Source organism: Pedobacter sp. 01N310 (assembly GCF_056399805.1).
Genome location: NZ_JBFTSB010000001.1, coordinates 36,255 through 49,423, shown reverse-complemented (window position 1 = coordinate 49,423; position 13,169 = coordinate 36,255). Strand labels below are relative to the sequence as shown.

Sequence of the window (13,169 nt, the reverse complement as noted above, 5' to 3'; positions counted from 1 at the left end):
GTTTCTAAAAGTTGGTAGATAAAGTTAAACTGTATAAAGGTTGAATTTCCAGCTTGCGGACACCTGAAGTTCGATCGATTGCATCTGGATCGATATCGTTTCCACTAAAGGTGTAGCGGAAAGGATTTTGCGCCTGAAAGCGTAGTTGGGTGTTTCTTAATCCTGCTTTTTCCAAGAATTGGGCTTTAGCACGGTAAGTAACCACTACATCCCTTAGGCGAATATAATCGGCCTTGCGCACAAACTCAGAGGCATATTGATAACCATAAAGTGCACTAATCTGATAGTAGCCTGGAGCCGAAGGCGAAGAGCCAGTATATCCAGGAATACGAGTCGTGGTTTCATCGCCTGGCGTTTTCCAGAAATTAGCGGCACCTTGTAATGGAGTAGGACTCAAGAATCCAATATTATTAGGATTTGGCTGTTCCACCCGCATTACATGTCCACCATAATACATCAATAAAAACGAGATATCGAAAGCACCCAAGCTAAATTGATTATTCAAGCCCAATACATATTTCGGTGTTGTTGTACCACTATAAATCAGGTCATTTTTGGTTACATCGATTACGCCAGCACCCATATCTGAATAGGTCATTACTTTTTGGTTGCCAAATCTATCTAACACATAAGGCTGTCCATTACTGTTTAAACCTCCATAATTATAGCTGTACAATGCACCTATTGGAAGACCTTTAACAGGCGTGGCTGAACTCGTAATCTGCTGTGAGGTAGTAAATTCGGTAGCTTTAACTTCCAATACCTTATTTTGGTTAAATGAAGCGGTTAATTGTGTTCTCCACTCAAATTTGTGCTGTCTTATATTAATGCTGTTTACTAAAATCTCTAGCCCTTTGTTCTCAATTGCTGCTGTATTTGCATTATACTGGTTAAAACCTGTTGTAGGATCTGAGCCATATTGTCCGAATACATCTTTGGTTTGTTTAATATAATAGTCTACAGACCCCGAAATCTTGCTCTTTAAAAAACTATAGTCCAAACCAAAATTATAGTTCTGTGTGGTTTCCCATCTCAATGATTGATTTTCCGGGCTGAGCACATCATTATAAGTTAATGGTGTACTTAAAGCTGTATTTAATCTAGATTCGAGAATTAAAAATTTACCATTGTTACTTGATGGCACGTTTCCGTTAAAGCCCGTCGCAGCCCTTAATTGTAATTGGTCTATCCAGGTTTGCTTCTTAATAAATTCTTCTTGTCCCAAGCGCCAATTTAAACCAGCAGACCATAATGGTTTATTTCTATATTTTGGGTCTACACCAAACAGATTTGATTTATCAAACCTTAAACTGCCTGTAGCTACATATTTTGCCTTATAGATATAAGTTGCCTGGCCATAGTAAGACATGAATCTTCTATCATTAGAAGTTTCGTTAAAATACTGTGTGCTACTAAACGCTGATCCAATACCAACGCTATTTATTGGAAAGGCTGGTCTGGCTGTAGCATTTAAAGCACCCATATTAATGGGTTTTACAATCAGCGATTGCCCATCGTAGCCAAAAAATGAGGTCAAGTATCCTTCACCTACGGTCTTTTTTTGTTCTGCACCCATTATTCCAGACAAGTTATGATCAGTACCAAATGCATGACTGAAGTTTAATTGCCCCCGTAGGGTATAATTGGTAATTTTTTGAGTATTTCGCCTTAAAATATCCCCTTTAGGCATATTGGTGAAAAGTGCTTTTCCTGTAGCAGGATCTCTTAAGGCCATCGAATTGATTAAACTTTTAGCTAGAAATGCATCTTCGGTCTGTAATTGATCAAACCTCACATTCTGGTTTTCATAATTCCCTCCCAAATCAAGATTAAGCCAATTGGTGATCTTGCTATTTAGTCTACCTTGAAACTTGATTAAAGAATTTTTTTGTGTGTTCTCATTGCTAGTCAGTTCCTGATAGGGATAATAAAACTGGTTGTATAACCCGGCAGCTTGTAAGGCATTATTAGTAGCTGTAGTAACAGAAGAAGTAAGATAGTCCTTTCTTGGCCCTAAAGATACAGGCAACGGATTTCCATTATCGTCGGCATAACGCTCGTAAGGGAAAATATCGCCGTAAATAGGTGTATTTGCAGTAGTGTTAATTATATTAGTGTAAGTTCCTCTAAAGTCAAAATTGAATCGAGAAGAAAACTGAAAGGTGTTCGCCAGGTTCAAGTTAAACTGTTTATTTTGTGAGCCTTTATTTACTGGTGTTTCTCCAATATAGTTCAAGCCCATCATATACGTATTACTCGGACTGCCACCACTTACATCAAAATTTACATTCTTTGCCTGTCTTTGTTGATAGAACAAACGTTGGTACTCATTTAGGTTGTCGTAAGAGCCTAATGTAGCCAACTGCTGATCTACCTGAGCCTGAGTTAATGCTGGAGTAACCACACCCATTCTTGGTCCCTTAAAAAGAATTTCTTGTGCAGGATTCATTTTATAGATACCCAAATCATACAACATAGTGTTAGGCTTAGCGATATAAAAATTATCACGTTGTAACTGCACAAATTCACTTGAAGAAATATAGTTCATGTAACTAAAATCTGGCTTATCTTGAATAGCTAGTGAGCTGTTGATCGTAAATACGGGTTTACCTAACTTACCTCGTCTTGTTTCTACAACAATTACCCCATTTGATGCTCTAACCCCATAAATAGAAGCTGCAGCCGCATCACGCAAAACAGTAACAGAAGTAATGTCGTTTGGGTTAATTGTTCTCAGGTCTACTTCTGTAGGGAAACCATCGAGTACAATTAATGGTTGCTTTACGGCATCAAAAGTAGAAACACCGCGGATGGCGAGTTCTCCGGTTTGCCCGTTATAAACCAGACCTGGAATCTTTCCTTCTAAGCTCTCCAAAAAATTTCCTGTTATCGCTGTGCGCTGCTGATACTCCTTTTCATTAATACTAGATGCCGCTCCTGTTAATTGATCCTTTTTGATCTTTTGATAACCCGTATTGATAGAAACATTAACTTCTTCAAGTTTACTCGTGCTTCGCACCATTCTTATTGATCCCAAATTAGCGCTAGCTTTAACTTCTTTCAATTCATAACCTACATAGGAAATCTCTAGCATTGCATTTTCACCAACTTTAGAAAAATTGAATTCTCCTTTATAATTTGTAATCACAATGCGTGAAGTTCCTTTAATTTTAACGGAAGCACCCACTAGCACTTCTCCGTTTTCGCCCAATACTTTTCCACTGATATCGATTTCTATAAATCGCTCTACAAGCCGCTCAAAAAAAGGTTTTTCCTTTTGTTCAATAAATATGGTTTTGTCGTTTACCGTATATTCAAGCTCCGTTCCATTAATAATCTGATTAATTACATTATTAACTGGTGTATTATTAAACGCTACATCTATTTTTTTTGAAACATCTAGCTTTTTGCTCCTCAGTAAAACATCGTATCCGGTTTGTTTACGGATTTCAAAAAACACTTTTGCAATGGTGATATTCTTCTCTTTGAGCGTTAAATTTTGCCCAAAAGTTGATGCACTAACCTGCATAAGTGTAATGATTAGCAAGAAGGCAGTTAATTTAGCTCGCATGATCCATTTTCGTTTATCAATCTCACTCATCCGCTGAAAAAGCGAATCCTTACTTAATAGTATTTTAAACATGTAGCCATAGGGCTTCCATAAAAAATTAGTATAATTTTTATACATTTGACATTAGTCTGTTATGGCGTTGTGTCGATTTTTAGAAGGATTGAGCACTTCACCAGGTTTAAGAAATTTGTTTAATCAATATTTCTGAATGCAGCTAGAAAGGGCTTCGACCACGAATCGAGGCTCTTTTTTGCATCAAATCACCATACCCTTCAAGGTCCTTGTTTCTGATTTTTCATGTATTTTGGTTGTTTAGGTTTATCAATAGATTTTGCCTTTGTTTATAAGATTCAAACCGTTAGTTGTTAATCACTTTGAAAGGTTTTGTTAAACTGTTGATTAGTGAGTTATTTCTTTAAGCTAATCGTAACCACATCTTTATCAATTTTAAATGTTGCAAGGCCACTACGTTCTAATACATTAACAAGGCTTGATATTGTTTCATACTTGCTAATTGTACCAGAAATGATTTCGCTTTTTAATTTAGGATCTTCATATATTACTTTTACGTTATACCATCTCGCAACACGTTTCATGATACTTTCTAGATTCTCTTTGTTGAACATAAAAAATCCTTCCTTCCAATCCACAAAAAACTGAGCTTCTACATCCACTATTTCCATTTTAGTTGCAGAATTAATTGCTTGTTGGTTTGGCTTTAAAACTTTAATTATCTTATTTTTTCCAGTAATTTTTATCGAACCCTCCAGTAGAGTTGTACGTGTAAGGATTTCGCCAGCATAACTATTAATATTAAACTGTGTTCCTAAGACTTCAACTTCTTGGCGCTCTGTTTTTACAATAAATGGATGTAATTTATCTTTGTTTACATTAAAATACCCTTCACCAGAAAGTTCCACCATTCGTTTTTTCTTTTTTGTAAAAGAAGTTGGATACTTTAAGCTAGATGCTGAATTTAGATACACCACAGTTCCATCGGGTAACCTCACCTGAGTTTGTTCTCCATTTGAGGTTTGTAGGGTATTAAATCCACTGCTAAACGCACTTTCGCGATCATTAATGGTGTATATAATTTGTCCATCAGCAGTTTTAGAAATACTTATCCCTGGTTCATTTGCAAGCACACCTGTTTTCTTGTCTGAGATATAGATTTTTTTTCCATTGGCCAAAGTCAAGATTGCGCCATTTTTACCTGGGCCTTTATCTGCAATTTGTTCAATCCCATTAAAATGGGCTATATTTCTAAAATACCCTATTCCTGCACCAAATATCACCATTATAATAGCCGCAGCAGCAATTCGAGGCCATAATGAAACTCGTTTTGTTGGTTTGATTTTTAACAATATCGCTTCAAACATGCTTTTGTTTAAGCTGTTTAAATCTTTAGCAAATTGCTCGGGGATAAAAATCTCTTTATCCTGATCAGCATTATACCATGCTGCAAATTCCTTTGTTTCTTCTGATGTAATTGATCCATCCTTCCATCTGGAAGCCAAGTGTTTAAAGCGATCTGGCGTATTTAACTTCTCCATATATAAAGGTTTCTATATATAAGTCAGCTAAAAACAAGTTATCCCTTGCTTGTAAAAGGAAATAAATTAAAGAAGTGTTAATAGGAAGGTATTTAGACCTGTTTTGAGCGATTTTATTGCTTTTGTTAAATGGCCTTCAACCGTTTTCTCAGAGATCCCGAGTTTTTCGGCAATTTGCTTTTGGGAATGTCCACCGTCTCTACTCAAAACAAATACAAGTCGGCACTTTTCTGGCAATTCCGCAACGAGTTCGGCAAGTCTATCTTTCAATTCCATAAACGCTAACCATTGTCGAGTAGAATCGTCAATATCAGAAATACGAAGATTATCCAAATAAATTTGATGGTTATTTTTTTTGTCCAACACATTAATTACTCGATATTTTACAGAAACCGCAAGGTAACTGCTTAGTGCTCCCCTAATCTCCAATTGTGTTCTGCGGTTCCAAAGGCTGATAAATATATTTTGTACAATTTCTCGGGCTTCCTCAAGATCGCCGATTTTATTTGCAGCAACAGTAAAGAGCTTCTTCCAGTATCGGTTGTAAATTTCAGTAAAAGCAAGTTCATCGCCAGTTTTTAACAAGCTGATTAATTCTGGCTCTGAAAGTTTACTGTGTCTATTCATACGTTAAAATCCTGTCTCAGGATAATAGTAGACTGATCAAATCTAAAGAAATTATCTCATTATCCTATAGTTATGAGGCTCAAAAGCTTCTTTCCTGTACTAATCGATCAATTTATAACCTTGTCCCCTGATATTCAATATTTCTACATGAGTATCTTTAACAAAGTATTTGCGCAACCTGCTAATGTATACATCCATACTTCGGGCATTAAATATATTATCGTCGCCCCAAAGCTTTAATAATGCAATATTTCTATCTAGTATGCTATTTTTATGTTGTAACAACAGCGCCAATAAATCAGCTTCCCGTTGAGATAATGCAATTGTTGAATTTTCAAACATCAACTCCAACTTTTTGTGGTTAAACTCATAAGGTCCTATCTTATTTGACACTTCCAGTACTGGAGAGTTGGTTATTATGCCTGGAATTTTTCTGCGCATCATGCTTTTTAGCCTAAGTATTAGCTCTTCCATGCTAAATGGCTTTTTCATGTAGTCATCTGCCCCAGCCTCGAATCCCTTTAATACATCTTCTGTTTGAGACTTTGCCGTTAGAAAGATAGCAGGAATAAATTCATCTACTTTGCGGATATCTTGAAGCAAAGAGATGCCATCCTTTCTGGGCATCATAATATCAATGATGCAAATGTCTGGCTTTAGCTGATTGAACATGCTCCAACCCTCAACACCATTCTTAGCAATCTTGATTTCAAAGCCTCTTTTACCAAGTGTTTCAGCAATAATCATTGCCAGAACATCTTCATCCTCAACCAATAGTACTTTAATTTTATCCATAGATAGGGAATTTTAGGATAAAAGTTGTTCCGACACCTTTACTGCTCTTTACGTCGATCTTTCCATTCAAAGCAGCAACAAGCTCCTTAACATAGTTTAGCCCTAGTCCGTATCCCTTTACGTCATGAATATTGCCCGATGGCACCCTATAAAATTTATCAAAGATATAGGGCAAATACTGTTCATCGATCCCTTTTCCATCATCCTTTACTTCCAGTTTCCAATGATGATCTGTTAGTGCAGCAATTATATTAATCTTTACCTGTCCTTCTGTATACTTAATAGCATTGTCTGCCAGATTGGTTAGCACGGTGTGGATAATATACTTATCTGTATTAACATACGCATTAAGAGGCAGATTATATTGGATTGAAACATGATCATGGACAGAAAACTCGGCTATTGTTTTATTAATGAGTGCCAGAAGATCTACCTGTTCTATATTTACTTGTTTATCACCATGCTCATACCTGGTGATATCTAAAAGCCGATCAACATTACTATCTAATTTATCCAAAATAGCAGTATTGATCTCAAGATAGCGAGAAGTTATTTCTGGATCTGAAGATTCACCGAATTTATGAAGAGCCTCGTGGGTCGACTTCAGAATAGAGATCGGGGTACGCAGTTCATGGGCTATATTGCTAAAAAAATCATTCTTCATAGAATCCAATTTCATCTGTCTTCGAATAATGATCCACATATAATAAAGACTAGCAGCAGATAAAAAAATCAATAACAAAGAAATTAAAGCTGGGGCCAAGATTCGCAGCAATAAATATTGACCCTTATTGGTGATATTTACAACAATAACATCGCCATCATTAGAAAAGCTTACAAATACGGCAGCCTTATTAAGGGGTAGTGTTTTTTGTTTCTTGAGCAAAACAAGCTTGAACGAAACATCCAAGTTGTTCTTTTGGAGCTCTCGCTGTAAGAACGAACTTAACACTTCAATTTTCAACGGTTTGCCAAAATTTCGGGCTATTAGCGTAGTAGTTGCCAATTTCATTTGCGCGACATCTGGAGGGGTGTTTTGAGAATTTGGAAACCTAACTATAACTCCCTCTCCTGCTGGGGCTGTTTCGAGCCACCTGTCACGTTCAGCGGGAACTCTCACAACCCCATTGATTTTTGAAAGAGAAGGTGAATCTGTCTTAAAAACAATCTGAGGGCCAATCTCTTTTAACAAATAAGCGCCAATGCTTCGTTCCAATGAAAAAGTTACCGAACTATAAAAATTACGTTCTTCTGCCTTATAAGAATTATATACCCAGTATACCTGAAACACAATAATTCCTGTTATTGTTATAATAGCCAACAACCATACAAAATGCATTCTTTTCCTCATGTAAATTATATTTCTTTCTGTAATGCCGTATTCAGTAATGTAAAGATACCTAATTATAGGCAGCCGAACAGTAGAGTTAACACTAGTTAACACTAGTTAAGACAGGGTTAACATAAACTACAAGCACCACAAAGTAGTTTTGCTTATATCAAAATATAAAATAAATTTAAATTTAAATTCACATGAAAAATTATTTAATGTTAATAACCCTGTGTTTAATAGCTAGCCTTGCTAGCGCCCAGGGAGGAATGCGCAAAGAAGACATATTCCCAAAAAATGCAAAATACTTCGTTAAAGGAGGAGCAGAAATACCTTACGCAAAGATTGATAGTGTTATGCAGTCCTGGGGGGGGAGGTTTCAAATGGAGAAGCGTACAGAAGGCAATGAACAACGCATCTATTTGGTAAAAGTTGACACCTCGAAGATGAACCAACGACAAGAACAAATGGAGCAAAAAAATGAGATGATGGCAAAAGAGACTACGGGAAAAACTGCACCTCCCTTTGAACTAAGTGACATTAATGGAAAAAAATACGCGTTGCAAGATCTGAAAGGAAAAGTGGTTGTACTTAACTTTTGGTTTGCGGCTTGCGTACCATGTCAACATGAAATGCCTGAACTCAATAAATTAAAAGAAAAATACAAGGGCAAGGATGTTGTCTTTCTTGGCATAGGAAATGACAATGCTAAGGAGATTAAGGAATTCTTAAAAACAAATACCTTCAATTACACACTATTGAGTGATGGAAATAAAACAGCCCGTGATTATAAAGTTTCCTCATATCCAACTTCAATAGTAATTGACAAAAGTGGCGTAATCAAATATTCGCAAATTGGCGGAGAGAATATCGCTGAATCTTTAACAAAAGAAATTGATAAACAGCTCTAGTCTAATAAACTACCTTATATTCTACTTCATAAAAAAGGTGTATCATAATCAGAGAACACTAAAAAAGTCTTTTTAAATATTTGAAGTCCAAAAAGAGCAGAAAAAACTATGGTTATCTGCTCTTTTTTTATACCAAAAAAAGCATCCCTAAAGCCATTATTTTCAGAACAAAGACAAAACTCCATGTGGCCAAAACAGAAAATGGCGATCTGCAAACCCTTAATGGCACCATTCACATGCTTGATTATATGGCGCAGAAACCTATGATACTTCATGCGAAAGTCCATATCAAAAAATGTCCAGGCAGCAGCCAGATCATTGTCTTCTACAAGCTTTCCCCTAAACCATTCACAGCTGTGATATGGCTGAAGCTGAATGCACTATGGGCGGGTTTTAAATGTTCGGGATAGTTATTTCAGAAAAATGAAAAATATGGCAAAATGCTCATGGGCAGAACGGCATCCTTTTGATACAAAAGATATAGCGGATTGCACGGCCTTTAAAGCCTTAATCTACATATACGATTAGGACTAGTCCTGATTAGCATCAGCTTCTAAAATACATTGGATAAGATATCACATTGGATATATTCGTTGTCTTATTGTCATAGTAAAGAAAATTCGGTAAATTGTATTATTGAAATAGAGGGTTGAGTCTGATTGAAAATTAACTTACTAAACATTTAAAACAAAAAACATGAAAAAATTATTTTCTCTGGTAGTTCTTTTGGGGTTTTATATTAGTCTGTGTGTTGCCCAGACTACCGCACCTGCACAGTCAGGTTCAGCGAAAAGTAAAAAGGAAACCAAAGCTAAAACTAAAAAAGAAGCAACATCAACTGGTGCAGCGAAATTAAAGAAGGACGGTACGCCTGACAAGCGTTATGCTTCTAAAGCAGGATCAGCGCTTGCAACAAGTAAAACTGCACCAAGTTCCAGTGCCAGCGGTGCGAAACTAAAGAAAGATGGCACCCCTGACAAGCGTTATGCTTCTAAAGCAGAAGCAGCTCCTGCAACAAGTTCAAACGCCAGCGGGACGAAATTAAAGAAAGACGGCACGCCGGATAAACGTTATGCTTCTAAAGCAGAAGCAACTCCTGCAACAAGCAAAGCTGCACCAAGTGGAAATGCCAGCGGTGTGAAACTAAAGAAAGATGGCACCCCTGATAAGCGTTATGCTGGTAAAACAACAGCTCCAGTAGCAAATGAAGTTGCACCAGTTCCAAACACCACAGGTTTGAGACTGAAGAAAGATGGCACGCCGGATAAACGTTACAGTGCCAGCAAAGAAAAAGCAGCACCTGTAGCACAAGCTGAAACGCCAGCGGTTAAAAAGCAAAACGCTCCGAACACAGCTGCTACAAAGAGCTATACACCCACAGTAGACAGAACTTTAGCAGGCCCCAATGGAGAGGAAATAATAACAGGTCCCCGTGGTGGAAAATATTACATCAACAAAAATGGTAATAAAACCTATCTCAAAAAACAATAGTTTAATTTCATTAGCTGATTAATAAAAACTAAAGGCCCCTATCCAGATTGGACAGGGGCCTTTAGTTTGGGTATTCTATTGTTATTAAAGTTGAAGAAAAAGGAGTGCATACGACATGGAGCAGCTCGGATTGGTAGGTGAACAATACCATGCCTTTGGTCATGAGCGCGCTCTTCAGGCTTAAATTCACATACGATTTTCTCTTTAACATCTTCGTCTAATCGCCCCCAAGGTTTCCTGGTTGCAATTTTTGTCTTGTCTTTGCTTTTTGTTGCCATTTTTCTGTTTTTAATGAGAAGCTATAGCAGGACGAGACACATTTTTGCCGAAATACCCATTTTAGTAACTAACCTTGTAGTCTTTTGGAGTTTGTTTTCCAGACCAAGCTTTTTTCGATGTCCAATTTGCAGGAGCATCAGTCCAAAAAGTATTGTCAGCAGGTAATCCCAGTGGCAAAAATGCCAATGTTGCCATATACAGGCTTCCCGTCGACGTGTACAGATCGACAATATCAGGCTGAGCGCCACAAAATCCTAAAACCAGCCAACCCTTATTATCAAAATTATCACATTGATCATACATGCGGTGCATAACGGCCGTTAGACCACACCTTACCTGTGCGGGTGTAATGTTATTCAGTTTTTCCATTAGAGCAGTTTGAGCTAATGCCTGAAAAGCACCTGTACGATAAGTCATTGATCGGCCAAAAACAGGAAAAGTACCATCTGGCGCAATCATACGCTCCAAAAATTCAGAATAACGCGCCATACGTTTTACGGCTAAATCATAATCCTCTTGTGGATACATCTTTTTCACTGTAACTATACCTAATAAATCAACCATCATAGGATGCATCACAAAGGAATTGTAATAATCGACACATAGTTTTGATCCGTCACTGTACCAGCCATCACCGCTATACCATTCGGTTGTTTTTCGTATGGCATAGTCTATTCGCACCGGATCATAATCTGCTCCAACTTTCAATAAAAATCCTTCGGTTATTCCAGAAAATAGTAACCAATTATTAAAAGTTGCTTTCCGGTTGCGCAGGCTTTTAAATTCCTGGATAACTCTTTTCTTTGTTAAAGCATCCAATGGTTCCCACAATGCTTTGGGTGCACGAATAAAAGCATGTGCCATGTAAGCGGCATCTACAATAGGCTGTTGCTGTTTCGAAAAATTCAAATAATCCTTACTGTTAGGATCAACTCCATGGGCGATCCCCTGCAACAATTCTGTTCTTAATTGTTTGCGCATTACACCCTCTTTAGTATTGTCATCTGGTAAAGCAAGCCAAGGCGCAACTCCTGCCATTGTTCGCCCAACAGCTTCTAAATAAGAAACCTCACTGGCAACCATTCCGTATGCTTTACCGTAGTCGGGAAGCGTCTCAAGCGGCATATTCTTTTTTAAAGTTTCTTGAGCTAAATTATGAATCACCGGATAACTCATTTTATAGAGTAATTGACTCCAATATTCACGGTCACTCTTGCCATTACCGGCATCAGTTGTCTCAATCCGCATCTCATTCGTCTTTGTCTGTGCATCAACGCCTGTCGTAAATGCAAGAAAAAACGACATTAACAACGAAAAGCTGCTCAATTTTATTTTTATAGAATAAATCATAGTTTTTAACTTTTATTTGTTCTGTGGAATTATAGTCGATCCTGGTATAGTGAGGCAATTACAAATACCACTTTTTATATCTTAAAAGAGCCTCCAGGTAATAATAATCTGCATAGGTAAGCGGTACATCGATTTCCGTTTTATTTGGCATATGCCCAACGCTGTGTAAAAGTAAAAAACCACCATTTTCACCCAATTTTGCACGGTATTTATCAGATGCCAGTGATCTTAACATCGTTTCGGCAGTGTTGATATAGAGTTTCTTTTCTTTCGCTCCTGTATATTGCCCTAATTCCAAAAGAGCTGAAGCAATCAAAGCCCCTGCAGACGCATCTCTATATTGGGTAGGTGTATTTGGAGCATTATAGTCCCAATATGGGATTTTATCCGCCGGAAGATTTGGATGGTTGATCAAAAAAGCAGCAATTTTCCGGGCCTGGTCCAAATAGTTTTTGTCTTTTGTAAAACGGTACATCATGGTATAACCGTACAGCCCCCATCCCTGACCACGCGCCCAGGCAGAAGAATCTGCCAGTCCCTGCCAGGTTATTTTTTTAATAATCTGGCCTGTTTTCAAATCATAGTCTACCAGGTGATATGAACTATTATCGGCTCTAAAATGTGTTTTTAAAGTAGTATTCGCATGGCTTATTGCTATTTCTTTAAATCTCTTATCACCCCCATTGTCGCTTACCCAGCACAGCATTTCCAGGTTCATCATATTATCGATAATAACAGGGCATTTCAACAACTCATTACTGTCCCAGCTCTGAATCGATTTAATAGATGGGCGATAACGGGTCGCCAATGACATTGCCGAGGTATCGATGGTCGCTTTATCTTCTGCTTTATGAAAAAGGCGATAAGCATTCCCAAAACTGCAATACATCATAAAACCTAAATCATGATTTCCCAGATAATGTTTTTCTTTCTCTAGAATGGCCAGGCGTTTTTCGGCTTCTACCTTTATCTCCGGATTTTTGGTATACTCGTATATATAAAGGAGAGAACCCGGGTAAAAGCCACTGCACCACCACTTTGTATCGCTGGTTACAACCTTGCCAGTGATAGGGTTAAATGTTCTGGGCATCTCACCTGATGCAATATTATGCTTTAATACCCCATACTGCTCTACAGCAAAATGAAATTGCTGGTCGATAAGCACGCTCATTTTTTGCTTTTTTTGTGCAAAAAGCGAACCGCTTGCCATTAATAAAATAAAAATAATTTTTTTCATAGTCTTGGTTTAATCAATGATTTTT

Annotated in this window: 10 protein-coding genes; 3 read left to right on the top strand and 7 right to left on the bottom strand. The window is 37.5% G+C overall.

Going from position 1 to position 13,169, the window contains the following annotated elements:
* Positions 1-4: 4 nt before the first annotated feature.
* The 5 genes from AC1DNH_RS00145 to AC1DNH_RS00125 form a co-directional block, all read right to left on the bottom strand.
* Positions 5-3,571, bottom strand: coding sequence for a SusC/RagA family TonB-linked outer membrane protein (locus tag AC1DNH_RS00145; protein ID WP_477625046.1), 3,567 nt, complete (start codon positions 3,569-3,571; stop codon positions 5-7).
* Between the two features lie 407 nt (positions 3,572-3,978).
* Entirely contained in the window at positions 3,979-5,124 is a 1,146-nt protein-coding gene (locus tag AC1DNH_RS00140; RefSeq protein WP_477608620.1) for a FecR family protein, read from the bottom strand.
* A 66-nt stretch (positions 5,125-5,190) separates the two neighbouring features.
* Positions 5,191-5,751: an RNA polymerase sigma-70 factor gene (locus AC1DNH_RS00135; RefSeq protein ID WP_477625045.1), complete on the bottom strand. Its 561-nt coding sequence runs from the start codon at positions 5,749-5,751 to the stop codon at positions 5,191-5,193.
* Positions 5,752-5,850: 99 nt separating this feature from the next.
* Positions 5,851-6,546, bottom strand: a complete 696-nt coding sequence (locus AC1DNH_RS00130; RefSeq protein WP_477581207.1) for a response regulator transcription factor — start codon at positions 6,544-6,546, stop codon at positions 5,851-5,853.
* Complete coding sequence (locus AC1DNH_RS00125; RefSeq protein WP_477625044.1) at positions 6,539-7,897, bottom strand: sensor histidine kinase; 1,359 nt, start codon at positions 7,895-7,897, stop codon at positions 6,539-6,541. Before AC1DNH_RS00125 ends, AC1DNH_RS00130 begins: the two co-directional genes overlap by 8 nt.
* A gap of 182 nt (positions 7,898-8,079) precedes the next feature.
* Here AC1DNH_RS00125 and AC1DNH_RS00120 point away from each other — a divergent pair, with 182 nt between their 5' ends.
* The 3 genes from AC1DNH_RS00120 to AC1DNH_RS00110 all read left to right on the top strand — a co-directional run bounded on the left by AC1DNH_RS00120 (position 8,080) and on the right by AC1DNH_RS00110 (position 10,278).
* Positions 8,080-8,787, top strand: coding sequence for a peroxiredoxin family protein (locus AC1DNH_RS00120; RefSeq protein WP_477581203.1), 708 nt, complete (start codon positions 8,080-8,082; stop codon positions 8,785-8,787).
* Positions 8,788-8,867: 80 nt separating this feature from the next.
* The gene (locus AC1DNH_RS00115; protein ID WP_477608614.1) at positions 8,868-9,197 is read left to right on the top strand and encodes a hypothetical protein; all 330 of its coding nucleotides are present in this window, start codon (positions 8,868-8,870) and stop codon (positions 9,195-9,197) included.
* A gap of 286 nt (positions 9,198-9,483) precedes the next feature.
* Positions 9,484-10,278 carry a hypothetical protein gene (locus AC1DNH_RS00110; protein WP_477581200.1) on the top strand — a complete coding sequence of 265 codons (795 nt, stop codon included), beginning with the start codon at positions 9,484-9,486 and terminating at the stop codon, positions 10,276-10,278.
* Positions 10,279-10,617: 339 nt separating this feature from the next.
* Here the strand turns inward: AC1DNH_RS00110 and AC1DNH_RS00105 are convergent, their stop codons facing one another.
* Together AC1DNH_RS00105 and AC1DNH_RS00100 are read right to left on the bottom strand one after the other, a co-directional pair.
* On the bottom strand, positions 10,618-11,907 hold the full coding sequence (locus AC1DNH_RS00105) for a DUF2264 domain-containing protein (RefSeq protein WP_477581198.1): 1,290 nt from the start codon (positions 11,905-11,907) through the stop codon (positions 10,618-10,620).
* Between the two features lie 58 nt (positions 11,908-11,965).
* Positions 11,966-13,144, bottom strand: coding sequence for a glycoside hydrolase family 88 protein (locus tag AC1DNH_RS00100; protein ID WP_477581197.1), 1,179 nt, complete (start codon positions 13,142-13,144; stop codon positions 11,966-11,968).
* Positions 13,145-13,169 lie beyond the last annotated feature (25 nt).